Annotated in this window: 24 protein-coding genes and 1 pseudogene; 16 read left to right on the top strand and 9 right to left on the bottom strand. The window is 67.4% G+C overall.

Going from position 1 to position 24,451, the window contains the following annotated elements:
* Positions 1 to 134: 134 nt before the first annotated feature.
* The 3 genes from BFF78_RS46475 (at position 135) to serS (ending at position 2,598) form a co-directional block, all read left to right on the top strand.
* Positions 135 to 293: a hypothetical protein gene (locus BFF78_RS46475; protein WP_159033110.1), complete on the top strand. Its 159-nt coding sequence runs from the start codon at positions 135 to 137 to the stop codon at positions 291 to 293.
* A gap of 67 nt (positions 294 to 360) precedes the next feature.
* Positions 361 to 945 carry an Lsr2 dimerization domain-containing protein gene (locus BFF78_RS50265; protein WP_079161616.1) on the top strand — a complete coding sequence of 195 codons (585 nt, stop codon included), beginning with the start codon at positions 361 to 363 and terminating at the stop codon, positions 943 to 945.
* A gap of 366 nt (positions 946 to 1,311) precedes the next feature.
* Positions 1,312 to 2,598, top strand: coding sequence for a serine--tRNA ligase (serS, locus tag BFF78_RS36240; protein ID WP_069782314.1), 1,287 nt, complete (start codon positions 1,312 to 1,314; stop codon positions 2,596 to 2,598).
* A gap of 45 nt (positions 2,599 to 2,643) precedes the next feature.
* Here the strand turns inward: serS and BFF78_RS36235 are convergent, their stop codons facing one another.
* Positions 2,644 to 3,627: a phosphotransferase gene (locus BFF78_RS36235; RefSeq protein WP_069782313.1), complete on the bottom strand. Its 984-nt coding sequence runs from the start codon at positions 3,625 to 3,627 to the stop codon at positions 2,644 to 2,646.
* Positions 3,628 to 4,041: 414 nt separating this feature from the next.
* On the opposite strand from BFF78_RS36235, the gene aspS reads away from it, so the two are divergent.
* The 3 genes from aspS (at position 4,042) to BFF78_RS36220 (ending at position 7,873) form a co-directional block, all read left to right on the top strand.
* The gene (gene aspS / locus BFF78_RS36230) at positions 4,042 to 5,364 is read left to right on the top strand and encodes an aspartate--tRNA(Asn) ligase (protein ID WP_069782312.1); all 1,323 of its coding nucleotides are present in this window, start codon (positions 4,042 to 4,044) and stop codon (positions 5,362 to 5,364) included.
* Positions 5,365 to 5,534: 170 nt separating this feature from the next.
* Positions 5,535 to 6,533 carry an asparaginase gene (locus BFF78_RS36225; protein ID WP_069782311.1) on the top strand — a complete coding sequence of 333 codons (999 nt, stop codon included), beginning with the start codon at positions 5,535 to 5,537 and terminating at the stop codon, positions 6,531 to 6,533.
* 491 nt (positions 6,534 to 7,024) lie between these two features.
* A complete protein-coding gene (locus BFF78_RS36220; RefSeq protein WP_079161615.1) occupies positions 7,025 to 7,873 on the top strand; it encodes a hypothetical protein in 849 nt (282 codons plus the stop codon).
* Positions 7,874 to 7,887: 14 nt separating this feature from the next.
* Here the strand turns inward: BFF78_RS36220 and BFF78_RS48620 are convergent.
* The 6 genes and pseudogenes from BFF78_RS48620 to BFF78_RS36205 form a co-directional block, all read right to left on the bottom strand.
* A pseudogene (locus BFF78_RS48620) lies at positions 7,888 to 8,139 on the bottom strand (helix-turn-helix domain-containing protein); the annotation flags it as partial.
* A gap of 121 nt (positions 8,140 to 8,260) precedes the next feature.
* The gene (locus tag BFF78_RS36215; RefSeq protein WP_159033109.1) at positions 8,261 to 8,764 is read right to left on the bottom strand and encodes a hypothetical protein; all 504 of its coding nucleotides are present in this window, start codon (positions 8,762 to 8,764) and stop codon (positions 8,261 to 8,263) included.
* A gap of 546 nt (positions 8,765 to 9,310) precedes the next feature.
* Positions 9,311 to 9,541 (bottom strand): hypothetical protein, encoded by a 231-nt coding sequence (locus tag BFF78_RS46470; protein ID WP_159033108.1) that lies wholly within the window; start codon positions 9,539 to 9,541, stop codon positions 9,311 to 9,313.
* A gap of 71 nt (positions 9,542 to 9,612) precedes the next feature.
* Entirely contained in the window at positions 9,613 to 10,185 is a 573-nt protein-coding gene (locus tag BFF78_RS49440) for a helix-turn-helix domain-containing protein (RefSeq protein ID WP_227026000.1), read from the bottom strand.
* A gap of 111 nt (positions 10,186 to 10,296) precedes the next feature.
* Complete coding sequence (locus BFF78_RS44000; protein ID WP_193433603.1) at positions 10,297 to 10,851, bottom strand: flavoprotein; 555 nt, start codon at positions 10,849 to 10,851, stop codon at positions 10,297 to 10,299.
* Between the two features lie 5 nt (positions 10,852 to 10,856).
* On the bottom strand, positions 10,857 to 12,089 hold the full coding sequence (locus tag BFF78_RS36205; protein ID WP_069782308.1) for a helix-turn-helix domain-containing protein: 1,233 nt from the start codon (positions 12,087 to 12,089) through the stop codon (positions 10,857 to 10,859).
* 441 nt (positions 12,090 to 12,530) lie between these two features.
* Between BFF78_RS36205 and gltX the strand changes: the two genes are divergently transcribed.
* The gene (gltX, locus tag BFF78_RS36200; RefSeq protein ID WP_069782307.1) at positions 12,531 to 13,898 is read left to right on the top strand and encodes a glutamate--tRNA ligase; all 1,368 of its coding nucleotides are present in this window, start codon (positions 12,531 to 12,533) and stop codon (positions 13,896 to 13,898) included.
* A 141-nt stretch (positions 13,899 to 14,039) separates the two neighbouring features.
* On the opposite strand, the gene BFF78_RS36195 is transcribed toward gltX, so the two are convergent.
* Positions 14,040 to 15,212, bottom strand: a complete 1,173-nt coding sequence (locus tag BFF78_RS36195; RefSeq protein WP_069782306.1) for a serine hydrolase domain-containing protein — start codon at positions 15,210 to 15,212, stop codon at positions 14,040 to 14,042.
* A 73-nt stretch (positions 15,213 to 15,285) separates the two neighbouring features.
* Positions 15,286 to 16,608 (bottom strand): helix-turn-helix domain-containing protein, encoded by a 1,323-nt coding sequence (locus BFF78_RS36190; protein ID WP_227025999.1) that lies wholly within the window; start codon positions 16,606 to 16,608, stop codon positions 15,286 to 15,288.
* Positions 16,609 to 17,206: 598 nt separating this feature from the next.
* On the opposite strand from BFF78_RS36190, the gene BFF78_RS48610 reads away from it, so the two are divergent.
* From BFF78_RS48610 to BFF78_RS45005, 9 genes are all read left to right on the top strand, one after another.
* Positions 17,207 to 17,512, top strand: a complete 306-nt coding sequence (locus tag BFF78_RS48610) for a helix-turn-helix domain-containing protein (RefSeq protein WP_227025998.1) — start codon at positions 17,207 to 17,209, stop codon at positions 17,510 to 17,512.
* A 363-nt stretch (positions 17,513 to 17,875) separates the two neighbouring features.
* A complete protein-coding gene (locus BFF78_RS36180) occupies positions 17,876 to 18,976 on the top strand; it encodes a hypothetical protein (protein ID WP_069782304.1) in 1,101 nt (366 codons plus the stop codon).
* Positions 18,973 to 19,851 (top strand): hypothetical protein, encoded by an 879-nt coding sequence (locus BFF78_RS36175; protein ID WP_227025997.1) that lies wholly within the window; start codon positions 18,973 to 18,975, stop codon positions 19,849 to 19,851. Before BFF78_RS36180 ends, BFF78_RS36175 begins: the two co-directional genes overlap by 4 nt.
* Positions 19,845 to 20,546 carry an HAD family hydrolase gene (locus BFF78_RS36170; protein WP_069782303.1) on the top strand — a complete coding sequence of 234 codons (702 nt, stop codon included), beginning with the start codon at positions 19,845 to 19,847 and terminating at the stop codon, positions 20,544 to 20,546. Before BFF78_RS36175 ends, BFF78_RS36170 begins: the two co-directional genes overlap by 7 nt.
* Positions 20,539 to 21,429: a hypothetical protein gene (locus tag BFF78_RS36165; protein ID WP_227025996.1), complete on the top strand. Its 891-nt coding sequence runs from the start codon at positions 20,539 to 20,541 to the stop codon at positions 21,427 to 21,429. Before BFF78_RS36170 ends, BFF78_RS36165 begins: the two co-directional genes overlap by 8 nt.
* Positions 21,426 to 22,238, top strand: a complete 813-nt coding sequence (locus BFF78_RS46465; RefSeq protein ID WP_159033107.1) for an AP endonuclease — start codon at positions 21,426 to 21,428, stop codon at positions 22,236 to 22,238. The genes BFF78_RS36165 and BFF78_RS46465 overlap by 4 nt, the downstream gene beginning before the upstream one ends.
* Positions 22,235 to 23,329 (top strand): glycosyltransferase, encoded by a 1,095-nt coding sequence (locus BFF78_RS36155; protein WP_069782301.1) that lies wholly within the window; start codon positions 22,235 to 22,237, stop codon positions 23,327 to 23,329. Before BFF78_RS46465 ends, BFF78_RS36155 begins: the two co-directional genes overlap by 4 nt.
* Positions 23,330 to 23,369: 40 nt before the next feature.
* The gene (locus BFF78_RS36150; protein WP_099054994.1) at positions 23,370 to 24,095 is read left to right on the top strand and encodes a phosphotransferase enzyme family protein; all 726 of its coding nucleotides are present in this window, start codon (positions 23,370 to 23,372) and stop codon (positions 24,093 to 24,095) included.
* Between the two features lie 20 nt (positions 24,096 to 24,115).
* Entirely contained in the window at positions 24,116 to 24,427 is a 312-nt protein-coding gene (locus BFF78_RS45005; protein WP_099054993.1) for a hypothetical protein, read from the top strand.
* Positions 24,428 to 24,451 lie beyond the last annotated feature (24 nt).

The raw sequence follows: 24,451 nt of genomic DNA, 5'->3' as shown, positions 1-24,451 counted from the left end.
TACCGGCGGAGGGCGCGGGCGCTGGATCGAGCATCTAGGCACGGGAGAGGTACCAGTTGCGGTCAGGGTACGGTCGGCGTATGGCAAAAGAGGGGACTGCGAGTAGGACATCGCACTTGCGGCGCTGGCACCGCATGGCGCTGGCCGCGGTGGCGGGCATTATCGCCGGGTACGCCTACAGGCTGGCGGCCGGGGAGTTCGGTGGCCCCTGGAGCTGGACCATGCTGATCATCACCTTGGCCACAACGGTGGTGGTGCGCTCCTTCCTGGAGCGGTTTGCGCAGGGCCGGTAGAACCCCTGCCCGCCAGCGGCGTCACCTGCCCAACTGCACAACGGCCGACACCTGGTTCGGCTACCCGATGCAGAAGCACAACGTGCGACCTGCTGGCGCAGGCACTCGAGTCGACGGCGTCTCCTACGAAATAGGCCTCAGCGCGGCTTCATATGAGAACCTCGAATCCACGCTCTCCCCCTTCGTGAAGGCTGCTCGCCGGACGTCTTCCGGCAGGAGGGTGAGGTCTCGCAAGGCGCCGGCGGCCACCCGGAAATGGGTTCCCGCTGCCACGTTCAGCGATGCCGAACCGGATCCCGCAGAGATCCGGAGGCGGGCAAAGGATCGCAAGATCGCTGTGCCTGCACGTGGACGGATCTCACGCTCTGTTCGAGAGCAGTTCCTGGGGTTCAGGGCAAGGTTGATTGATCGGGTCGCGCAAGGCCAGGGGGCCGAGTCTCGGTTACCTGGCTTCGCCCTTGTCCGGGCACCCACATCAGAGGCAACCGGGCTGTGCTCCGTCGGAGTGATCTCCCTGACGATGGTGGGCACGCCGTCAGTGCGGGGTGGCTCTACCCTGGAGGATGCTGCGGATCGACTGCGCTTCGTCAACGGTCACAGAAGGCAACAGGCAAGGGCTCTCCCGTCGGGGGAGCGCCCGATGTCGAGGTAGAGGCGTGTATCCACAGCGTGTGGATACACCGCTCTCGGTGATATTCGGTACCGATGTCGAGGCTCACGTCCTAGCCTCTCCATCAACGCGATGACGGAGACGAGTAGCCCGGGATCACGCGAGCCGAGAGAGCTGCCGGCAGCTGGGAAGGCAGCCTCGCGCCCCAGGGTGAATCCACTCCCGAGTGCGGGGAGGAACGGCCTCATGGACGGCCCAATGCCCCGCCGGTTGACCCCCGTGACCAGGTCGTGAATGAGGCCACCACATGGTGGTGGCGAAGGCGCGGTGGCACCGCGAGATGCCCTTTCTCGCCCGCGCTCCCAAGGGATCACGTCACGACGGCTGATCGAATGGAGCACCGGCAGAATGATCGATGTCACCCTGATTCGCCAAAACCCGGACTACGTCCAGGAGGCGCTGGCCAAGCGGGCGGTCCACGTCGACCTCGACGCGTTCCTGCACCTGGACGACGACTACCGGGCGGTGCGCACCGAGGTAGAACGCCTGCGCGGGGACCGCAAGAGGATCTCCGGCGACATCGCGAAGCGGCAACGGGCTGGTGAGGGCGCGGCGGACCTGCATCCGGAGGCGACAGCCGTCAGCGAGCAACTGACCGCCGCCGAGACGCGGTGCGCTGAACTGGAACAGGCCCGGCAGGCCTTCCTCGATCCACTGCCGAACCTGCCCGACGCGGACGTGCCGGCCGGAGGCAAGGAGAACAACGAGGTCGTCCGCGAAGTCGGGCGACGCCCTGAGTTCGGGCTCAGGCCCAAGGATCACGTGGAGCTCGCCCGGCGCCTCGGTCTGGTCGACTACGAGCGGGGTACGAAGCTCGGCGGCAGCGGCTTCTGGCTCTACCGGGGTAACGGTGCGCTCCTCGAGTGGGCGCTGCTGAACTACTTCGTCGAAGCCCATGTGCAGGACGGCTACGAGTTCGTGCTACCGCCCCACGTGCTGACGTTCGCGGCCGGGTATGCGGCCGGCCAATTCCCGAAGTTCGCCGACGAGGTCTTCGCTCTGGAGGAGGGCGAGCAAGGCCCGGAGCGGTTCTTGCTGCCGACCGCGGAGACCGCCCTGGTCAACCTCCACCGGGACGAGACGCTGCCCGAGGCCGAGCTGCCGAAGCGGTACGTCGCCTATACGCCGTGCTACCGCAAGGAGGCCGGCGGCTATCGCACGGCGGAGCGGGGGACCCTGCGAGGGCACCAGTTCAACAAGGTCGAGCTGTTCCAGTTCACCCACCCCGACGCCTCCGACGCCGCGCACGAGGACCTCCTCGGCAGGGCTGAGGAGTTGGTAAACGAACTGGGTCTGCACTACCGGATCACACGGCTTGCGGCAGGGGACACCAGCGCAGCGATGGCCAAGACCTACGACGTCGAGGTGTGGCTGCCGAGCGTCGGCTCGTACGTTGAGGTCAGCTCGGTGTCGAATGCCCGCGACTACCAGGCGAGGCGTGGCAACATCCGCTTCCGGCCCCGGCAGGGCAGGTCGGCGTACCTGCACACGCTGAACGCCTCGGGACTGGCGACCAGCCGCCTGGTGCCCGCGCTCCTGGAGCAGCACCAGCAGGCCGACGGCACCGTGGCGGTCCCGGACGTCCTGCGGAAGTGGGTCCCGAGCGGTGTCCTTGCAGCACCGGTGTCGGTCTGACGCCGAGCGGGTCGACCGTCGTGCACTGAAAGTGTGTCCCTCAGCTCAGAATGTCCAGCCACGCCGGTCGGCCAGCCATCGCAGTGTGACCTCTCCACACCACGTCTGGTGCTGGCGAATGTGCGGTGACCAGTCTGCTGGGGGCTGTCCGCCGGAGGTGAGGAAGAACCCTGAGAGCGCGGCCAGCGCCGCATCGAGTTGCTCGTCAGCGACTCCGGCGGCGGTGGGGTGCTGGGTAAACAGGGTGGTGGCATCGTGGCCGTCGGCGTAGGCGGTGGCCAGGAGCAGGACGAGGTCGAACCAGCTTGCCCCTAGGCAGGGCCAGTTCCAGTCGCAGATCCACGCCGTGCCGGATGCGTCGATCAGCACGTTGTCCTGACGCAGGTCGTGGTGAAGGACGGCATTGCCTGCGACGGCTTCCCGCCATCGGCCTTCCAGACTGGCCAGCACTTCCAGTAGATCGAGTGGCATCCAGGAGGGGAGGACGTCCGTGGGCGTGGCACCACGGGCGAGGTTGCGCCAGTCGGCGAAGTCACCGTCGTCCCCTACTGGCTTGAGGCCAACGCGCTGAAGTGATGCGGGTGGGATGGAGAGGGCCTCGGCAATCACCGTGTATGCGTCGAGAGTGGCCGTGAGCTCGTCGGGTTTCCATGGCGTCGTGGGCAAGCGGCCGCCGTCGACAGCATCAATGCCGAGGACGACCCATCCGTCGTGCTCCTCCATCCATTGCAGGTGCGGTGCCGGAATCTGTGCGGGGAGCGCCTGGTTGATCACGGCTTCCCGCCGGTAGCAGTCGGCGACCACAGGATTGTCCAGGCTGTTGACCACTTTGATGAACTGAGGTCCGGACGTCCCACGGAGTACGGCGGCGAAGCCGCTGGTGAATCCGCTCCCTGCACTGGGCCCGGCCTGCACCTCGCCCCCGAGGCGTTGTGCGATGAGTCGGCGAACGTCCTGAGGGAGGTCCTCCCACTCTGGGCGTACCGCCGTGGCGTCGTACCGGAGGCGGGGAGTGATGATGGTGGTCATGCCGTCAGGATGGGGGAATTGCGTTCCCCAGCGCCACGGAGTTGTCGCGTGGACCCGTTTGCGTCCATGCGCCGGCCGAGCCTCGTAGGGCTGGGCCTCCGAAGAGAAATTCGCTGTCTCTCGGTGTGCTGGCTCGCTATCGTCCGTGGCAACGCGATGACGGAGACGAGTAGCCCGGGATCACGCGAGCCGAGAGAGCTGCCGGCAGCTGGGAAGGCAGCCTCGCGCCCCACGGCGAAGACCCTCCCGAGTGCGGGGAGAAACGGCCCATGGTCCAATGCCCCGCCGGCTGGCCTCGTTACCGGCCACGAACGAGGCTGCCGCTGTGGGGCGGCAGTGAAGGCGTGGTGGAACCGCGAGTCCCCTTCTCGCCCGCGCCCCCAAGGGATCACCATGATGCCCTGGAGGGCTGCGATGATCCACACGACCGATCGTGTACTGGTGTCCGAGCTGCGTGAGCACGTGGGCCGGACCGTTTCCGTGGCGGGCTGGGCTCATACTCTCCGACTGCTGAGTAAGGTGCAGCTCGTGGTCGTACGTGACCACACCGGCATGGTGCAGGTCACCCATCGGCGCGGCGGCGCAGGCGACGACATCGAGGCCGCCCTGCAGCAGCTCACGCCGGAGTCCGCGGTGCGGATCACCGGCCGTGTCGCCGAGAACCCGATCGTCAAGCTCCATAGCCTGGAGATCATCCCCGAGCGAGTCGAGATCCTGAACCGGGCCGAGACACCGCTGCCGATCGACGAACAGACCGGCCTGGAACACCGCTTGGACTGGAGGTTCCTGGACATCCGGCGCCGCCCGGCCGCGCAGTCGCTCTTCGCCGTGCAGACAACGCTGGAGCAGGGAATGCGCGAGTACGCCTACGGGCAGGGCTGCACCGAGATGCACACGCCGAAGCTGATGGGCACAGCCTCGGAGTCCGGCGCGGAGGTGTTCGAACTCGGCTACTTCGGCCGCTCCGCCTACCTGGCGCAGTCGCCGCAGTTCTTCAAGCAGATGGCGATCGCGGCCGGCATCGACCGCGTCTTCGAGGTCGGCCCGGTGTTCCGCGCCGAGCCGTCGTTCACCTCCCGGCACGCCACCGAGTTCACCGGCGTGGACGTGGAGCTGGCGTGGATCGACGGGGTCGAGGACGTCATGGCGTTCGAGGAGCGCATGCTCGCGCACGCTATCTCCCGAGTCGCCGACGCGCACGGGGAGGCAATCCGGGATGCGTTCGGCGTTGAGGTGAGAGTGCCGACGGTGCCGTTCCCACGGATCACGATGGCGGTGGCTCAGGAGCTGCTGCGGGCGAAGGGCTGGGACCCGCAGGGTGTGAAGGAGGACCTGGACCCCGAGGGCGAGCGCGGAATCGGCGCGCTTCTCAGGGAGCACATGGGCCATGCATGGGTGTTCGTCACCCATTACCCGACGAGTGTCCGGCCGTTCTACCACATGCGGCCGGCGGACAACCCGGCTGTGACGCTCAGCTTCGACCTGCTGTGGCAGGGGCTGGAGGTTACGACCGGCGCGCAGCGTGAGCACCGCTACGACGTACTTGTGAAGCAGGCTGCGGCGAAGGGTCTGAGGCCTGAACCGATGCAGGACTACCTGAACGTCTTTCGGTACGGCTGCCCGCCCCACGGAGGCCTGGGCATGGGCCTGAGTCGGGTGCTGATGGTGTTGCTCGGGCTTGACTCGATCCGCGAGGCCACGTTCCTGTTCCGTGGCCCGAACCGGCTGGCTCCGTAGCGGCGCAAAGACCAGGTCGCGATCACGATGACGCGATCGACGGTTTGCCGCTTCACCGCAGTTCAGGCTGAGGCTGACGTCCTCAGGGGTAACCCGATAGCCTGCATAGAGCGATCACCGAGGGACGAGATTCATCCAGGCTGAGATTGGTCAGAAGCTGGAGGGCGAGGATGGGCGCGACGAGAACGGTTGCTGTCTACTCTCTCGGCGGCACCATCGCCATGACCACCGATACTGCGGCCGGCGGGGTCGTGCCGGCCCTCTCCGCCCACGACCTCCTCGCGGCCGTGCCAGGCTTGGATGGCCACGGACTCGAGTTGCGCGTGCACGACTTCCGCCGTGTGCCCGGTGCCTCGCTGACCTTCGACGACCTCACCGAACTTGGCGTGGCGGTCGACAAGACCCTCGCTGGCGGCGACGTCGACGGTGTGGTGATCACACAGGGCACCGACACCATCGAGGAGACCGCGTTCTTCCTTGATCTTCATCACGGCCACGAGCAGCCGATCATCGTCACCGGCGCCATGCGCAATCCCACCATGGCCAGTCCCGACGGACCCGCCAACCTGTACGCGGCTGTCCTCGCCGCAGCCGACCCGCGGCTGCGTGGCGCCGGTGCCCTGGTCGTCTTGAATGACGAGATTCACGCGGCACGTCACGTCCGCAAGTCCCACACCACCAGCCCCGCTGCCTTCACGTCACCCGGCGCAGGGCCCATCGGCCGGATCGCCGAGGACAGCGTACAGCTGACCGCTGCGCTACCCCACCGCTATGGCCCCTTGGCGCAGTCGCGAAGGCGTGAGGTCCGCGTGGGTTTGTACACGGTCAGTCTCGGCGACGATGGAGAACTGCTCGCGGCATGGGACGGCCGATGTGACGGGCTCGTCGTCGCTGCCTTTGGCGTCGGTCACGTTCCTCAGCGACTCGTCGAGAGCCTCGAACGGCTCGCCGCGAGGATCCCCGTGGTTCTCTCGTCGCGCATCGGGAATGGCCCTGTCTTGACCAGGACGTACGGCTTTCCTGGGTCCGAGAAGGATCTGATCAGCCGTGGGCTCATCCCGGCTGGCAATCTTGGCCCCTACCAGGCACGCCTCCTACTCCATGGGCTGCTGGCACAAGACGCGGACCGCGAGACGATCACGGAGAAGTTCTCTCTCTTCGCGCACTGACCGGCGCACCTCAATCGTCCGAGGGGACCCCAGAGACGTGCCAACGGTGCCATTCCCGAGGTACAGGAGCACCGAGACGCAAGAGGTCCAGCGGTTCCGGAAGGTGGCCATTCAGGGGATCACCACTGATCGGATGAGTGACTCCATACCGAGTAGGCCAAGTCCCGGTTCGCTGCAGCAGGTGCCGTGATGATGCCCTGTCCTCCCGCTACGGGGGAAGCCGAAGGACAGGGCCGGCTCATCGGGCGGCCGCAACGAGGGCCGGTCGCGCGCCGTCGCTCGTAGGTCGCGAGGTGTTGTCTTTCCGTCTGCGGCACCTCTGTTTTCTCAACTCTGCATCGACGTAGGGCGCTTCGCACATCACGTGCGTGATATTGCTGCCGGGATCTGCTGGATACCTTCTTCACGAGACGGTGTGATCCGTGCGGGACTTGACCCTGCGTAGGGATGGGTTCTTGCTAGCGTCGCGATACCTCAGCTCAAGGAGTCGTATGACCGCCTCATCGCCCACGATCGTCTCTATCGACTTGCGCGTTGAACCGGTTGACGAGGTCCTCAAACGCGTCGAGCGCGCACTCGGCGTGCGTGTGGGTCCGGAGACGGTGGTACGGAAGCGCCGGACGGTTGGTGGACGTACAGACCGGAACACGTGGGTTCGGATTGAACGGCGCCCACTGGAAAAAGCCAGGGGGCAGAGCTGGAACGGAACAGAGTGCGCCGCGGTCCTGGACGGTGTCGCGAAGCCGGCGTGGCTACAGGCGGTGTCGTGGAGCGACACGGCGGGCGGGGCGATGTGGCGTGCTGACGAGACCCAACTGCTTCCGGGAGCGCCGGTGGGCCCGGACGCGGTGTTGACGTTGTCCGATGAGTGGTGGGAGGCACTGAACCTCTCGCTGGATGCCCTCGCTGCCCAGCAGACGACGCGTGTGGCCACACCGGACACCGTCGCGATCACTCAGGTGGGCGTCACCTCGGCGATCAGCGAGACGTTCCCCGATGTCTCGGACACGGCGATCAGGGAGTGGACGCCAGCGCACGCCGACCTGAACTGGGCGAACGTGACCGCGCCGCAATTCTGCTTGTTCGACTGGGAGGACTGGGGGATGGCGCCCCGCGGCCTGGACGCGGCATGGCTGTGGGGGAACTCGCTCGCCTTCCCAGAACTGGCGGAACGCGTACGGCGTGAGCGCGGCCAGGACCTGGAATGCCGTGATGGCAAGCTCATGTCGCTGTTCTATTGCACGAAGATCCTCGGCCCTCATGCGTATCCGGGCGATCCCCGTGTGGAGCTCGCCAGGACCGAGACGGAGCGCATCGGGGCAGAGCTTCAGGCGGGCTGAGGAGTTACCGTGCTCGGAGCGTGTTCGGCGGGGATCCCGACCGTCTCCGTCACGTACCGGCCGGCGGTGGCGGTGGAGACCCCGAACCCTGTCGCGACCTGGGCCAGGGTCTCGTTCTTGCGTAGGTGGACCAGGACGAGCAGGGCCTGCAGGAAGCAGCCCAGCTTGGCCAGCGAGAGTTCAGCTCACACCTTCGGGCGAGATGAGCCAGGAAACGTGCTCAACGACCTCCTGTGGGACGTCGAGCATGCTCGATACGGGACCAACTGGGATCCTTTGTCGAGACGTTGGCGAGTGAGATCACCAGCGAAACGACCAGGAGCCCTGCCATGTTACGAACCCCGACCACCAGCCTCTAGCCCCCGCGAACGGCAGGATGAGAAGCGTTCAGTAGTGCAGGTCCTTCTCAGCGTATTGAGGCAGGTTCCCGGCCCCCATGACTCGGTAACCGTGGCCGTCATTGTCCAGCTTCGAGGTATTGATCTCGCCGTCCGAGACCCATGTAACCGTGACGGAAAACCGTATGTCCCGGTCGACCGGGTTCAGGCGCACGGTCAACTGCTCAGGGTCGCCCGACGTCACCTTGTACGGGAAGCCGACTCCGTTGGCTCCCGTACCCACGATGCGGGGCTGTACAGCGGAGGCTACCGAGGGAAGCGTGACCTCGTACAGCCGCTCATCCACTCCGCCGCCGCAGTCGGTGGCCTTGATGATCGACCCCCGTGTTGGCACTGCCTCGCTCGACGTGACATTCAGACTCATACCCGTCACAACGATTGCCTGATCGGTCACAGCCTGCAACGTAATCGGCATCTCGACGTACTCGGGTCCATTGGTCAGGACAGGTACCCCCGTGCCGACCTGCGAGGGGTTCGCCTTCAATTCGGACAAGTTCGATTCGGAGTACCTGGGAACGCATCCATCGGGGCCGAGTGAAGCGATCTTCAAGCCCGGGGGGTCGGACATTGCATCACCGACCCACCCCCATATCGAAGGGATGGCGGTCCCGATCAGGATCAAGGCCGCTGGAATCACCAGCTGTTGAACCCACCAAGGCTTGTCCGGGGTAGCCGGATCGTTCGATGGGGTGGTCTCTCCAGACTCCCCGGCAGCAGGGTCGGCGGCCAACTGGCTGTCATCCGGGGTGCTTGTCGTAGGGGCACTCGAATCTGTGGACAAACCACTCTCCTAACCGACCGGCTGGGCACTTCTGGCCGACTCGCACCGCGAGTTGGTTATGCCATGATCTCAAGGCGCGCCCAAATCCGCCGCGAGTGCCCACTTTCAACTGCCCGTCAGCCACGCTTCGGAGGGCCGATCACGCATGTCTGAACCCACGCCCCCCGGCAGTCGGCGGCGCCGACCCGGGCACCAGCACACTGCTGGCCACGCCCCGGGGTCCGCCCCAGCACCGGCCACCAAGGATCCGCTCGTCGATCAAGCCGCGCAGCAGGCCACAGCGGAGCGCAATGAGCTTCTCACCGCCCTACGCAGCGCGCTTGACTCGGCGCCACCGGCGAGCACGACCCGGCCAAGCTCGCCGAGCAGACCGCCACCGAACACGACGCCGCGCCCGCCGAAGCAACGCGGCTGCGTGTCGAGCTCGCCGCGCACCAGGCCGCGCAAAAGAACGGCGCCGGGATCTTCAACAGTCAAGGTGTTGACCATGGCACGCGTTAAAGAGTGTTTTGTCCCGGCGGCTGGACCCCACCAGTCGCACGTCGATTCGTTCGTCCGGTTCACCCGGGGCGGAGCATCGGCCCTGTGATGTCGAGGGGTGCGTTTAAGCCGTCCAGGAGCACGATGATCCGGTCGATGTTGGTGAGACGCCGTTGCCCAGCTTCCAGCATCGATAAAAAGGCCTGACTCAGGCCTGTGAGGAGGGCGATGTCCTCCTGACGAAGGTGGCCGTACTCTCGCACGAGTTGGCACAGGAGGCCGAAGTCCTTGTCTAACAGGGCATCTCTGACGTCCTGGCGAGCCCATACTTGGGGTGGAACGAAGGGGCGCGGAGGAGGTACGACTGTCCAGCTGCGAGCGCAGCCGGAACAGACGTCTTCCCTGTTGTACCTACTCAGGCGGCATCGGCAGAGGCTGCAGACCCGGGTGCGGCTGGTTGGCGTGGGGGTGCTTCCTGTGGCGCTAAGGGTGATGCAGTCCGTGCCCGACGGTGTTGGGGCGGCATCAGACGAGAGTCGAGATGAGTAGTCGTCGCCAGCTATCGCATCCGTCCGTGCGTTCGGGTAACTCGTGGCTACGTCGCCCCGAGTCGTTGCGCCGGTGAGCGCCGCGTCCAATCCCTGATCGCGCATCAAGTCCCTCCGTTAGCCGGTGATGCCCTCAGACTCGCGCCAGTCAGGGTGGAGGACCCGGACAGACTGTCCGGGCCCAATTCCTGGTAGCTCTCAGGGTATTGACCAGCGTCAGGAGACTGCCGTGTTGGCCTCCTCTAGTACGGCTTCCCATGGGTACCGACGCCCCGGCATCCCAGCCCGCGGCTCGGCGAGCGGCCATACCTGGTCTCCGTAGATCAACCGCACCCCTGAATCATGAAGAGCTGTAATGTGCCCTTTCCATGCTGGGTGGCGGGCGTGCGCGGCGTTCACCCGGGGCCAGACGACTACCGGTAGGTCCAGTGTGCCGATGGCTTCGTTGACCTGCGTCAACGCTTGGTTGTCCGAGATCCCCAGGGCGAGCTTGGCGACTGTGTTGGCACTAGCCGGGGCCACGACGTAGCAGTCCACAGGCGGATGCGGCCGGGAGTCGCCCGGCAGACGTGATTCGGACCGTACGGGAAGGCCGGTCAGCCTCTCAAGCTCCGGCGTCTCCCCGCTCGCGCGGAGCCACTGGCCTGCCGTCGGTGTGAGCGTGATCGCAACCGTCCAGCCTCGTTCGAGCGCCGGGACCACTAGCCCTGTACGCAGTTCCTCGATCCCGCCGGCGCTCGATCCGACGACCCCCAGCACCTTGCCCTGCATTGAACTCACTGCACCGCCCTGCATCGCTGGGCCATGGCCAGCAGCTCGGACGAGTGGCTGCCGCCCGTGACCGGGGACTGCTTCCTCAGGTCGCGAAGGGTCTCGCGTACACGTGGATTGTTCCGCACGAGTTGGGGCGAGGTGCGTTCGGCCTCCCGTAGTTCCCGGAAGGACTCGTCGACGCGGCCCTTGAGGCAGAGGCCGCGGGCGTAGTCGATGCGATGAGACACGGCGCGTTCCGCCGGCATGTGGGATACGTCGATGCCGCCATGTTCGACGACGTACGGGATGTTCTCCAGGTCGAGCTCGATCGACAGGCGGTGCAGTTCGACGTTCGTCGGACCAAAGCACGTCTGCCAGTGGTTCTCGTCGGAACCAAGTCGGTCGGCTAGCCGCGTGGCCTTCTCCAACAGGGTCTTGGCGGTGTGTCGATCCTGGTGCCGTGCAGCGGCTACAGCGGCTCGCAGATGAATCATGCCCAGCAGGCTCAAGGCGGCCGGGTCGTCGTCGCGAACCTGAGGTGCGAGCCAGGCCGCGGCGGTGTCGCCCAGTTCGAGGGCGTCCTCGTATCGCCCGTTGGCCAGCAGTGCATGCGTACCGGATCGGGCGGCGGAGACGAGCGACAGCGGGTCCTCGGATGCGTCGGCGGCCCGCATGGCGCGCTCGGCCGCGAGCCACGACAAGTCGGACTCGCCGACCTTGGCGAGGGTGGTTGCCGCCAGGTGATGCGTACGGGCCGAGACGACGAGGCCGCGTCGCCGCTGATCGCCAGGTGGAAGGTCTTCCAGATCCTGCGCTGTCCTCAGTAGTCCGGGCAGGGCGGCGATGACGTCGCCGAGAACGCCGGCCTGGTAGTCGGCCCAGCTACGCTCGACGAAGGCCTGCGCTTGCGCAGGCCTCGGCAACTGCCGCTCGGCGGCGGGACCGAACAGCAGCTTGGAGAGCCGTCGAGGGCTCATCAACGCATCGCGGACTGCTGGCACGTCGTCCATGTGCCGTTCCTCGTCCTCCAAGAGGACGGGCTGCCCCATCAAGTCGCCGAGCGGGACCCGCAGCACGCGAGCGAGTTCAGCGAGCTTGTCGATTCTCGGCGGCTTTCGTACACCTCGCTCGATCTTCGACAGCCAGTCGGTGCTGTGTCCGACGAGGCCGGCGAGGACGGGTTGCGTGTAGCCCCGGCGCTCGCGGTAGAACGCGATCCGCTCTCCAATGCTGAGGTGATCACCAAGACCACGCATGCGCGACGCCTCCCCCACTTTGGTCTGTCATTCACGGTAGCGGCCGAGCAAGCCGCGAGAACGGGCAGCGATTCGGGCTGCGGTGCCATGTTCAACATCCACTCTCGGACCTAGAAGCGGCCGGACACTTTGTCCGGCTACACCCACGAGTCCAGTAGGCGTCATGGACTACACGCCCATCCCCTGCCAACGCTCGATGCTCTGGGTAATTACTTGCGTGGTGGCACAACGCAATGGACGTCTCCGAGCCGTCGAACAGGAAGTGCACACCGTCCTGATCGCAGACAACGCCTTGCCCCCATTCAGACGGCAGCGCAAGATCTTCGGTAGAGATGAAGAATGTGATCGTCCGTACTGACCCAAGTACCTGTGGGAAATCGGTAGGCTGCCTGTATGCCTGATGCCTCCACACGCGTACGTTTCGCCCCGTCTCCGACCGGAATGTTCCATGTTGGTGGGGCCCGGTCGGCTCTCTACAACTGGGCCGTCGCACGACAGTCCGGGGGCAAGTTCGTCCTGCGTATCGAGGACACCGACGCGGCACGCAACAGGCCCGAGTGGATCGACGGCATCATCAGCGCGCTCGCGTCCATCGGGATCTCCAAGGACGATCCCACTATCGAGGGTCCGTACTTCCAGTCGCAGAACGCCGACCGTCACAGCGAGGCTGCCCAACAACTCTATGCGCAGGGCCGGGCCTATTACTGCGACTGCACACGTGAGCAGGTGCAGGAGCGGACCGGTTCGCAGCACCTCGGCTACGACGGTTTCTGCAGGGACCGAGGTCTCGAGTACGTCGAGGGGCGGGCGCTGCGGTTCCGTACGCCTGCCGAGGGCGAGACGGTCGTCGTGGACCTGATCCGAGGTGAGCCGTCCTTCCCGAACTCGGCGATCGAGGACTTCGTCATCGCTCGCGGCGACGGCTCCCCGGTCTTCCTGATCGCCAACGTGGTCGACGACCTCGACGAGGGGATCACCCTGGTCGTCCGTGGCGACGAGCACCTGTCGAACACGCCCAAGCAGCAACTGCTGTGGGAGGCGCTCGACACGAACTCTCCGGTGTGGGCGCACCTGCCGGTGATCGTGAACGAGAAGCGGCAGAAGCTGTCCAAGCGCCGGGACAAGGTCGCTCTTGAGGACTACCTCGCGGAGGGCTATCTGCCGGAGGCGATGACGAACTACCTGATGCTGCTCGGCTGGGGCCCTGGCGACGACGTCGAACTGCGTCCGTACGAGGAGCTGGAGCAGAAGTTCAGCGTCGAGGACGTGAACACCTCGCCGGCCTTCTTCGACATCAAGAAGCTGTCCGCGTTCAACGGCGAGTACATCCGTGCCCTGCCGGTGGAGAGATTCGTCGAGATCTGCGAGCCGTGGCTGCGTGCCCCATATGCCAGCTGGGCACCCGAGGACTTCGACCAGGCCGCATGGGAGGCGATCGCCCCTCACGCCCAGACTCGCGTAGCCGTCCTGTCAGACATCACGGCCAACGTCGACTTCCTGTTCCTGAAGGAGCCGGTGGAGGACGAGGCCTCCTGGGACAAGGCGATGAAGGGCGACCCGGCCGCCCTCCTGACCACGGCCCGCGCCAATCTGGAAACGGCCGACTGGACCAGCCCCGTGTCCCTGAAGGAAGCGGTCCTGGCCGCCGGCGACGAGCACGGCCTGAAGCTGGGCAAGGCCCAAGCCCCCGTGCGTGTCGCCGTCACGGGCCGCACGGTCGGCCTGCCCCTCTTCGAGTCTCTGGAGGTCCTCGGCAAGGACCGCACCCTGGCCCGGATCGACGCGGCTCTGGCAAAGCTCGTCGACTGATCACTTGGTGTTCATGTTCCACCGCGCGTGCGAGGAGGCGGGACCAGACGTCACGGAAGACCTCGTGCCGACGCGAGCCAGCGTCTCGCGGGCCGTCGTGCTCCTGGGTTTAGACGACCTTAGCCCGGGGCGCTTGCCTCACTACTTCAGTGACCGTCGCACTGCTTCGGTCAGCGACGCCGCACGCATATCGTCGGGGCCGCCAATGATGTGGTTCATCACGTAGCCGAAGGCGATGCCGTGCTCCGGGTCGGCGAAGCCGAGCGAGCCGCCTCGACCGGTGTGGCCGAAGGAGTTCGGTCCGGTCATCGGGGTGGTCTCGGTGGGCAGCATGAATCCGGAACTGAACCGGCTCGGGACCACCATCACCTGGTCCGCCCCGCTGGCCTGTTCTTTGGTCGCGGATCCGAGGGTTTCCGGCGTGAACAGGCGTATGCCGTCGACCTCGCCAATCAGCGCGGCGTACATGCGCGCGATTCCGCGGGCGGTGCCGATGCCGTTGGAGGCCGGGAGCTCGGCAGCCTGCACCTCTGGCGAGTTGAAGTCGATCTCGGGCGGGTTGGTGACGGCGAAGGCCCGGTTGGAGAGCGAGTTCGGGTCGCGCCAGGAAGCAACCAAGTCACGGAGTTCCGAGGGGATCGACTCGGGAGGCAGCGTTGTGAAGTCGACCTCGGGTTGCTTGTACACCATCCGGCTGACCCGGCCGCGTTCACTCACCGGCAATCCGATGAAGAAGTCCAGCCCCAGAGGGGCGGCGATCTCGTCAGCGAAGAATCGGCCTGGCGTGCGGCCGGACACTCGACGGATCACCTCGCCCACGAGCCAGCCCCAGGTCCGACCGTGATATCCGTGCGCGGTGCCCGGAGTCCACTGAGGTCGCTGAGAGGCCAGCGCGGTCACCATCGGCTCCCACTTCAACGCCTCGGCCAACGGAACAGGTTGATCAAGTGCAACCAGGCCGGCCCGGTGAGACAGCAGCCAGCGCACCGGGATGTCCGCCTTGCCGTTCGCGGCGAACTCCGGCCAGTACTTGGCCACCGGTGCGTCGACGTGCAACTCGCCGCGCTGGGCCAGCAGGTGCACTGCGGTCGCGGTTGCGCCTTTGGTCGCTGAGTAGACCAGTTGCAGGGTGTCCCGAGTCCATGGACGACCAGCGTTGGGGTCCGTGAGTCCACCCCACAGGTCCACTACCGGCCGACCGTCGTGGTAAACGCAGAGCGCCGCGCCGATGTCCGCGTGCAGGTCGAAGTTCGCCGCGAACGCCTCTCGCACCGGTTCGAACCCGGCCGCTACCTCACCGTGGATCGTCGTCATGCCGCCCATCCTGGCACTCTGGCCGCATGCCGCGAGGAGGGTGGGCTCATTGTTTCGCGCAGGGCGGTGCCTATCAAGACGCGGCGGACAGCGCCCGAAGGCGCTCTCGGAACTCGCGGACGGCTGAGACGGATTTGTACGGTTCGAGCTGCTCGGAGAATTCCTTCAGGCGGTCCAGAGCTCGTACGGAGCTGACCTTGTCTTCGAGGAGTTCGGCACCGTAATTCGCGGCGTCAAGCGCCCCGTCCAGGTCATTACCGGCGAGGCGGGCCTCAGCCAGGCGGCTGGACCGCACCGCTTTGTCCCGTGGGGCGGCCTTCTTGACGGAGGTCGCCAGCGAACTCGTTGCGCGTTCCACCTGGCCCGCGCGCAGCAGGACCTTGCCCTCGGTCGACTTCAGTTGCGCCTCGCCGAACCAGTCGAGCCAGTCCGGGTTTTCCTCCACAGTGTCGCGCTCCCAGAGGGCAGCGGCGCGGTTCAGCGCCGTGCCGGCCCTCTGGTGATCACCGTGCCGGGACAGTGCTTCGGCCTTGTGCAGGTAGAGGAAGGACTGTGTGTAGGGCGTCAGCGTTCGAGGAGCGTTGTCGATGGCGGTCGAGATGAGATCCACGCGTTCCGCGGTACGTCCGGCCTCGGAGACGTGAACTCCCATCTCCGCCAGGACGAAGGCGCCGAAGGCGTCGTCCCCCGCGGTACGGGCACCCCGTAGGGCCCCAACGTAGTACCGCTGTCCCGCAGATCTCAGCCCAGCGTCGTAGGCCATCCAGCCGGTCAGGTGAGCCACTCTGGCCGCCAGGGCGTGCAGGCGGACGCGGATCTCGTCTGTGTACCGGCCGACGTTCAGGAGACTGGTGATCAGAGCCAGATCGCCGCGTGCCTGCTCCAGGAGTCGGGCGCCCCCGAGTTGGTCGTCGAGCGTCCGGAGTGTGCTGATGCGCTGTTCGATCGTCGAGACCATAGTGTCCGTGACTCGGTCCCCGTTGAGCGCGGAGGCAAAGGCGTAGGGAGCCTCAGCCCAACTCGCTGCAAGACCCGTCAGCGCGGCGCCGGTGATGGTGAGAAATCCCCGACGGTCCATACGGCCACTCCCAACCAGATCAGCCAGGGCCTCGACGGTGCCGGCCTCGGTCCAGGGCGCAGTGAGTCCAGTGACTTCCCACACGGGGAGCCATCGCGGCCATCCCTCCACTCGAACCTGTTCGTACGAAACCTGAAGCAAGTCGGCGAGGACGCGCTGGGCGTCGAGGTCCGGCTCCTGGCCCTGTTCCCACTTCCATACGGTCGTGCGATTGGTCGCCAGCGGGATGCGGAGTTGTTTGCCTCGTACCTGCATGAGCCGGGCGAGCTCGGCCTTCCCCCAGCCCTTCGACTGACGGACGAAGGTCAGCGGGTGCATTGCTAATGACTCACCAGTCACGTCACGCCTCCGGTCGTCCCCGTTCGACGACGGCGAGATTACCCAGCCTGACGTGCGCATGAGAGCCCTTCAGCGCCGAGAGAAACCCCCTAGAAACGTTCCTACCTGCTCGCCAGATGGCTTCACTGATTCGCCAGGCCGGTGCGCAGTCGAGCTCGGAGCTTCGTCGCATCTCAGAAACCCAACTCAGCGTGCTCGGTTCCGCACAAGATCACCGATCTACTGATGGAGCCTCGCCATGCGCTATCCGGCGACCAGAACCTCCGTGCCAACGGGTCTGCCCCCGATCACCACACGCCCGGCGGGCAATTCACTGGTCGGCACTTCCATCGGGCGAGGTTCCATACTTCAGGCCGCATGCTCGACCGTCGAGGGCATTGAGCCTCTGCGGAATCACTGGCACGCCTACCCCGGCGACCATGAGCAGTCAACGCCCGTCCCCGCCGTAGATGCGGGCCTAGGGCACCACGCCCGCCGGTGTCGGCACTGCCAGTGCATTCTCAGCCGGTACAACGAGGAACGATACTGCAGCAGTTGCGCGCGAAGGACGCAACGCCAGCCTGGTCCCGTGGCCCGCGTGGCCAGCGAAGTGTGGTCCAGTCCCGACGTTCAGGAAGCACTGTTCGCCCGTGACTTCGGCAGATTGTGTCAACTGGTCCGCGTTGCTTGCAGCTTACGGCAGAGCGACATGGCTGAGCTGACAGGGTTGAGTCAGGCATTCCTGTCCATGCTGGAGTCAGGCGCGCGACGGCTGACCAACATAGACAAGATCGTCGAGCTACTTGCAGGCCTCGACACACCGGTGGAACTCACCGGCCCCATGCTCCGAATGCAGAACTCGATGAAGGGTGGGCCCGACGAGGAGCACGGCATGCGCGGATGACTGATTAGCGTGCCGCCTTCGGGGCGAGTCAGTGCCCCTTGCCACTGGCCAAGACACACAAGAGCGCGCCGTCAAGCGGTTCTCGCCATCTCTGGATCACCCCGGCAATATCACCAACGTGATGTGCGAAGCCTCGACACCCGTAGCAGGTTAGGCCCCGGTCGGTGCCGTGCCGAGCACGCTCACGGTGCCCCACGGCAGCTGCCGGAAGTCCCAGTTGCCGAGCCCAGCGTCGCCCGCTCGTGGCAGCGGCGGCACCGGACCGCTCGCCCTCGCGGAGCTCACCAGACCCTGCGGAGACCGGAGAGGAAGAGCGTGCCGATACCGATGCAAAACAGAAGGGACGTGGGAGGAGGGAGCAGCATGACACGTCTGGATCAATCCGTGCGTGCGGAGACAGAGTTGCGGCTGGCCGGCTACCGGCTGCACTTGAGCGCCCCGACCGGGGCGTTACTTGAGCGTGTGACATCGGTGCTGGTGCCAGCGTGCGAGGTGATGAACCTCGCGGTAGAGCCTGACTGGTCAGTGTGGATTGGTGAAGACCCCCGTCCGGGAGGCAGCGAAGAGACGGCAGCCGACCGGCCGGAGCTGGTCTTGCCGCGGGGCGGTCCGCGGTTGACTGTGCTGGACAACCAGGGCGGGCGCCTGCGAGTGAGCGGCCGCTACCGCCCGGACTGGGCTACGGCCGTCATCGAGGTGGACGCGTGCGCGCGCAGGACGCAGCTCGTCCTGCCAGCCGGGGACACTCGCGCTGTCCGCTGGTGCGACTGGCTAGCGAAGGTGTTCTTCGCCTCCCGCCTGCTTCAGGCAGGCTGGCGCATGCTTCACGCATCCGCTGTCGCCATCGACGGCCGGGCGCTGCTGTTCCTGGCCGGTCAGCGCGGTGGCAAGTCCACACTCGCCCACCGGGCCTGCACGGAGTTGGGTGCCGCCTTTCTCGCGGATGACCTGGTTCTGCTGGGCCCCGACGGCACCGTAGTGGGGTGGCCGACCCGGGTCTGCCTTCCCGTCGATCTACCGGTTCCCCGCGCGGTAGGGACGCTGCTCGACGGAGTGGTGGACGGGCAGGTGCGGCGCCGTCTGCGACTGACCCCAGCCGAACACCGCACCGCCCTCGGCGTCACCTACTCGCCGCCCCTGCCGCTGGGCATGGTGGTCGTCATCGCCCGGACTGACGCTCCTCAGGCTCCGGCCGTGCGCGCCGTACCCCTGGATCGGGACGCCCTCGCCTCCGCCGCTGCGGAGGCGCTGGACGTGCCGGCCCAACGCCTATTCACCAGCGATCTGCTGGGGCTGACAGGCGGACCGCGCACGAGTGGGTCCGCGGATGCCGACGACGTGGCGCGTGAGCTGTCCGAGGTGCCTGGTGCGCTGCTGCGCGTGGGTGACCCGACGATGGTGCCGACTGCGCCGGTCTGGGACGCACTGATTGGTCTTGTACCCGGTGTGGCGGTGGGAACGTGATGCACCGCGACCGGGAACCGCAGGTGTTCGCTCTGCGCAGCGGGGGCCGCATACTGCGGCTGGCAGCAGACGATGGGTTCGCCGCGTCGTGGCCGCGTCTTGCCCCGCACGTTCCGGGGGCTAGGTCGGGCGAACTCACGCTCCTCGACACGGGCGTCCATGCGGACTTGGCCTTGGAGAACGGGGTGAGCCCGGGCGACGCCCGCCGGCTGATCAACGCCCACCTGCACCGGCTGCACCTCGGCAGCGACACGCTCTGCGCGCACGCTGTCGTCCTGTGTCGTCCCGACGGGGACGGCACAGTGGTTCTCCTGGGCGGGCATGGGGCAGGCAAGACCCTGGTGGCGATCGCATTGGCCGAACGCGGTTGGCGGCCCGCAGCCGGCGACGTCGCCTTGCTCGATGTCCACCCGGCGCCCGCGGTACGCGGCGGGACGAGCGCCTTCATGGCCCGCTCCAGTGCGGTGGCCCGCTGGTTTCCCCAACTGCGCCTCGATCCGTCAGATGCCGACCGGATCGATCTGCGCAGCCGCTGGAACGACGCAACGGACCCGGCGGGTGGGCGGGTTCTGGCGGCTGTCCTCGTCGCCGTCGACGGTGATCCCTCCGCGCGAGTTGGTCTGTACACGGAGGACACCCACACCGCGGCCACGGCGTGGCTGCGTGCCAGTACGCACCTGCTGGACCGGATCCTGGAGACCTCCCCCATGGTGCTGCGCCTGGTGGAGGATGCGGCGGCAGCCCGGCGACGTATCGCCCTCGTTCAGGCCTTGGCGGCCCGGCTGCCGCTCCATGCGGCGCGCGGTACCCCGCAGCGCATCGCCTCGTGCATCGAGGAATTCACATCCGGTTCGGTGAAAGGAGCAACGTGGTGACGGTACGTGCGCTGGCGGTGGACTTCGGTGGCACCCTGGCCCGGCCCGGGCCGAGTCCCGACGGGGCCACGGTCTCCCAGGCGCTCAAGGATCTGGAGAACACCTCGGTCCCCGAGGGCTTCGCGGCCGCGTTCGAGGACGCTGCCCGCGAGGTCCGGCAGGAGGACCGCGCCAGTGATATCCAGAGTCCCTTCGCCGAGCAACTGGCGCGTGCCGCCCGCGCGTGCGCGGCGGTGATCCCGGATCCACAGGCAGCCACCGAGGCGGTGTTCACTGCGGTGCCCGATGCCTTCGTCGACGCCCGATCCGCCGAGACGCTGCGCCGGCTTCATGCGAGCGGACTGGTGTGCGTGTTGTCCTGCAACACTCAGCGGCCCGAGAGCGTACGGCGGCGCACCCTGCGCGCCGCCGGTATCGAGGACTGCTTCGATGCGCTGGTGCTCTCCAGCGTCCTTGGATTCCGCAAACCCCATCCCCGCTTCTACGACACGGTCGTTGAGAGGGCCGGCTGCCCGGCCGAGGAGATCGTGTTCGTTGGGGACACCCCGGCCAAGGACGCGATCGGACCGTATGAGCACGGCATGCGGGCTGTCCTGATCGCCTCCGGGCCCCGCCCCGAGGGCCTGCCCGCGCCGGTCGGTGTCATCGGGCACTTCACCGAGCTGCCCGCCTACCTGGAGTCGCTTGATGACTGAGTCCACCCTTTCCTACGGCGGCGCGCGGGTGCGCTTCGCCACTGGGGCGGCACATCTGCAGGCCGCCGGTGCGGTGCCCGAGGGCATGCTGGCCGGGCGGCTCAGTGTGCTCAGCCCGGGCACGGAGCGACGGCAGATGGCTGCCACCGTGCACGGTCCGGCCCGAGATGCCGGGTATATGTCCCTGGGTGAGGCCCCCGAGGGCTGGGTACTCGCCCCGGCACCGCACGGCGCCGCCTTCGCCCCGAGTACGATCGGCGCGCTCGTCGTCCCCCGCAGGGCCTCCCTGCCCGTGTCGGCGGTGGGCCGCTTTCAGCTGATGGCCGCCGTGGGCCTTAACCGTCTGCCCGCGGCCACCATCGTGCAGGATGCGGTCGTGGTGGGGTCCGGTCCCGTTGCCCTGGGCTGTGTACTGGCGCTGCGCCGCTACGGCGCGGAGCGGATACGGGTCCTCACCGCGCGCCGGTACGCGCCGATCGGTCGGGCGCCCGGGGTGACGTGCGTGACCGATGTTGAGCCCGCCAGTGCCACCCTGGTCTTCGACGCCACCGGCCAGCCTGGCCGGGCGGCCGGCCTGGTCGCGGCGGGCGGCACCCTTGGGATCCTCGGGACTCCGGACGAGAACGCTGCCCTTCCCGCGCTGGCGGCGCACCGTGGTGGCTGGACCATCATCGGTATGCACGAGCTGGCCCCAGCCCCCGCCGGCGCCTACCAACAGACCTACACCGACGCCGTATCCTGGCTCACCGAACACCTGGATCCGGAGCTCATCGCGTCGTGGTGCCGACGGGTGCCCGGCCATCTCGCACCTCGGATCTTCGAGCTGCTCGACCAGCCGGGCCGCCCGGCCGAGCCCGTCGTGCTGTTCGAGTGGGCCGCGTGATCGCCCCCGCCCCGGTGGGGCTGTACAGCATCTCCGTGCGGGGACTGGAGGTCCCCGCCCTGCTGTCCTGGGCAGCACGTCACCGCATTCCGTTCATACACCTGCGCGGCGGTAGGCGGGGCTGCGACCTCGCGGCGCAGGATGCGACGACTCTGGCCCGCTGGCGTGAGGCGAGCGCGTGCACGGTCCCAGTCACCGGCGTCACCGCCGACACCGATCTGGCCGACCTGCTCAGCGCCGATCCGGCGGTACGCCGCCAGGCGCGCGAGGAGGTATGCCGCCTGGCCGACGCCGCTCGCGTCTTGGGCGCTGCGTGGCTGCGCCTGCTGGCCCGGCGCCCTCTCCACACGACCCTCGCCGGGGACTGCAGCGGGCCGCTCGATGGTCACGTGCTGGCGGTGCCGCTGCTGATCGAGCTCCATGCCCCACAGTGGCTGACCTCACGCCCTCATGCGGCGCTGGTGCGCCTTCTTCAGCAGCAGCCGCGCCTGCGGCTGCTCGCCGACTCCGCGCAGTTCGCCCAGGCCCTCGCGGATCCGGGAGACGACCGCGCGGCCGAACGGCTGGAACAGCTCGGGCCGTGGATCGAGGTGCTGCACCTGTCCGATCCCGGCCCCGGGCTGAGCGACCCGAGCCATGCCGTCGTGGCAGATCACGCAATCCGCCGCATCGCGGCCGGGCAGCGCATCGAGGTCGCGGTGGAGTGGACCGGCGTCGACCGCACCCGGGCTGCCGCCCTGGCCCGGTACCACGAGCACGCCGCGTGGTGGAGGTGGCGGAACGCCGCGCACCTGGAAGCGAGCTCATGACGGCGCGCACCAAGGCGGGGCTCGCGCCATGGGTAGTGATCAGCGACTATCCAGCGTGGCCCAGCCCATACTTCGCGGAACTGGAGCGGCATGCCCCGCCCGCTCTGCAGTTGGAGTTCACCGCTGGCCTCGACGCGCTCGCCGAACGCCCCGGTCCACCCGGGGTGGTCAACCTGCACCGCCTCAAGCGGCTGTACCAGGAGCCGGATGGGCAGCGGACCCAGATGGCCGCCGAGGCCATGCTCAAGCACCTGGAGGCCCTGCGCGCGGCCAGCTGGAAGATCGTGTGGACGGTGCACAACCTGCTGCCGATCGACGGCCAGCCAGCCGGCGCGGCAGACCGGTATGCGGCCAACGGCGTGCTTGCCCTGGCCGACGCTGTCGTAACCCACACCCACGCAGACGCCGCGCACCTGGGCACCCTGACCCGCGCGCCCGTTACCGTGGCGGGATGGGCAGCGCCCACCCCCGCCCCGGGGCCTGCTCCCGTGCCGGTCGAAGCCCTGGCCAGGCATATGGCCGCGGTGCCGTTCGCGGTGCTCGTGCTCGGCAATGTCACCGCCTACAAGGACCTGCCCGCCACCGTGGACGCCTTCAGCCATGCGACCAGCCGAGCCCATCTGTTCCTCGCTGGCCCCAGCCGCGAGCCCGGCCTCACAGATGTACTCACCCGCCAGGCCGCCGCCAGTGGCGGGCGCGTCCACTTGTACCCGCAGCGCGTGCCGCCGTGGCATGCCCACGTGCTGTACCGGGCAGCCGGCACCGCGTTGTGCCCGTACAGGGTTGATGGGCCGTGGGGCTTCTTCGCCCAGATGCTCCATCCCAGCTCGGTCGGCACTGCGCTCGCCTGCGGCACTCCCGTCATCGCCCCCGACCTGCCGGCCATCCGGGAAATGACCGCAGGCCGATCCGCCCGGCTGTACGACCCGGAAGCCGGGCCCGGCCAGGCCTTGGCCACAGCCGAACATGCCGCGACCGCCCCCGCACCGCGCAGCCCACTCGATCCCGCCACACGGTGGCGCGCCATCGGCGCTACCTACGCGCGTCTTGCTCAGGGCCTACACAACCCTGTAAGTCCACCCCGCCCGTAACGAACTGGCCATTGCGCCATGCACCTGCAAGGAGTTCCCAGTGCCCACGCCGTCCCTCTCGCCTGCCGACGCCATCGCTGCTGTCCTCGCCGACCGCTACGGCCTGGCCGTCCGCAGCATGGTTCAACTGCCCATCGGACAGGGCACCGTCAACTACCGGGCCATCTGCGAGGACCGCGAGGTATTCGTCAAGCACTACCCGCCCGGTACCGATCTTGCCGCCGAGGAGCGAGCCATCGGTCTGTCCGAACTCGCCCGCCGCCACACCATCCCCGCCGCCCCCATCGTGGCCAATTGCCACGCGCAGCTCATCGACGGCAGCACCCCTCACGCGGTGTCGGTATGGCAGTGGATGCCTGGCCGCGTGATCACCGTCCTGAACACACAGCAGTGCGCCCAGGCAGGGGAGGCCCTAGGCCGCATCCACGCCCTGTTCGCCCCGCTGCCCGAAAGCGCCGCCCCCTCCCCGGAAGCCGACGCCTGGTTGCGCATCGATCCGGCCGGCCTGGAAGCCACCATCGACCAGCTCCTAGGCATCATCGCCGAGCGCACCCACAGTGGCACCGCCGACGACTTCGACGCATTGGCCGAACAGACCCTGCGCGAGCGGCGGGCGATGCTGGAGAGCCTGCCGAAACTGATCGCCGAGCTCCCCTCCGACCTCACCACCCAAGTCCTGCACAGCGACTACAGCCCCGTCAATCTCCTCTTCGAAGGCGACACGCTCACCGCCGTCCTGGACTTCCGCCCCCGAAGCCGTTCCTGATCTCCTACGACCTCGGCCGCATGGCGTTCTACCCGAACACCGTCACCAGCGGCACCGACTGGATGCAGACCGCTCGCACGTTCATCGCTGCCTACCGGGCGGCCAACCCGGCAGTCGCCGACATCGACATCACCGCCTGCGCCCGCGTCGCCCTGGTGCAGCTCCTCGGCAGTCTTTACGGCGTCAAGCAGCACTACCTCAAGCCCGGCCTGTTCCAGGACGACCTCGATGAATTCTGGCTGCTGCGCCACCGTACCGTCACCGTCCTCCTCAACCACCTGGCCGACACCGACCAGCTCATGGCCGAACTCATCTCCACCCCGAACCGCTGACACCCTGCCGCCCGCCCCAGAAAG

The organism is Streptomyces fodineus (genome assembly GCF_001735805.1).
In the GTDB taxonomy this organism is placed as follows: domain Bacteria; phylum Actinomycetota; class Actinomycetes; order Streptomycetales; family Streptomycetaceae; genus Streptomyces; species Streptomyces fodineus.
This window is presented reverse-complemented; position numbering and strand designations above follow the sequence as displayed.

What these genes read in the sequence shown, in the direction of transcription:
- BFF78_RS46475 (WP_159033110.1), top strand. Translation starts at nt 135, where the DNA reads ATGGCGCTGGCCGCGGTGGCGGGCATTATCGCCGGGTACGCCTACAGG.
- BFF78_RS50265 (WP_079161616.1), top strand. Translation starts at nt 361, where the DNA reads ATGCAGAAGCACAACGTGCGACCTGCTGGCGCAGGCACTCGAGTCGAC.
- serS (WP_069782314.1), top strand. Translation starts at nt 1,312, where the DNA reads ATGATCGATGTCACCCTGATTCGCCAAAACCCGGACTACGTCCAGGAG.
- BFF78_RS36235 (WP_069782313.1), bottom strand. Translation starts at nt 3,627, where the DNA reads ATGACCACCATCATCACTCCCCGCCTCCGGTACGACGCCACGGCGGTA.
- aspS (WP_069782312.1), top strand. Translation starts at nt 4,042, where the DNA reads ATGATCCACACGACCGATCGTGTACTGGTGTCCGAGCTGCGTGAGCAC.
- BFF78_RS36225 (WP_069782311.1), top strand. Translation starts at nt 5,535, where the DNA reads ATGGGCGCGACGAGAACGGTTGCTGTCTACTCTCTCGGCGGCACCATC.
- BFF78_RS36220 (WP_079161615.1), top strand. Translation starts at nt 7,025, where the DNA reads ATGACCGCCTCATCGCCCACGATCGTCTCTATCGACTTGCGCGTTGAA.
- BFF78_RS46470 (WP_159033108.1), bottom strand. Translation starts at nt 9,541, where the DNA reads ATGGTCAACACCTTGACTGTTGAAGATCCCGGCGCCGTTCTTTTGCGC.
- BFF78_RS49440 (WP_227026000.1), bottom strand. Translation starts at nt 10,185, where the DNA reads ATGCGCGATCAGGGATTGGACGCGGCGCTCACCGGCGCAACGACTCGG.
- BFF78_RS44000 (WP_193433603.1), bottom strand. Translation starts at nt 10,851, where the DNA reads ATGCAGGGCAAGGTGCTGGGGGTCGTCGGATCGAGCGCCGGCGGGATC.
- BFF78_RS36205 (WP_069782308.1), bottom strand. Translation starts at nt 12,089, where the DNA reads ATGCGTGGTCTTGGTGATCACCTCAGCATTGGAGAGCGGATCGCGTTC.
- gltX (WP_069782307.1), top strand. Translation starts at nt 12,531, where the DNA reads ATGTTCCATGTTGGTGGGGCCCGGTCGGCTCTCTACAACTGGGCCGTC.
- BFF78_RS36195 (WP_069782306.1), bottom strand. Translation starts at nt 15,212, where the DNA reads ATGACGACGATCCACGGTGAGGTAGCGGCCGGGTTCGAACCGGTGCGA.
- BFF78_RS36190 (WP_227025999.1), bottom strand. Translation starts at nt 16,608, where the DNA reads ATGCACCCGCTGACCTTCGTCCGTCAGTCGAAGGGCTGGGGGAAGGCC.
- BFF78_RS36180 (WP_069782304.1), top strand. Translation starts at nt 17,876, where the DNA reads ATGACACGTCTGGATCAATCCGTGCGTGCGGAGACAGAGTTGCGGCTG.
- BFF78_RS36165 (WP_227025996.1), top strand. Translation starts at nt 20,539, where the DNA reads ATGACTGAGTCCACCCTTTCCTACGGCGGCGCGCGGGTGCGCTTCGCC.
- BFF78_RS36155 (WP_069782301.1), top strand. Translation starts at nt 22,235, where the DNA reads ATGACGGCGCGCACCAAGGCGGGGCTCGCGCCATGGGTAGTGATCAGC.
- BFF78_RS45005 (WP_099054993.1), top strand. Translation starts at nt 24,116, where the DNA reads ATGGCGTTCTACCCGAACACCGTCACCAGCGGCACCGACTGGATGCAG.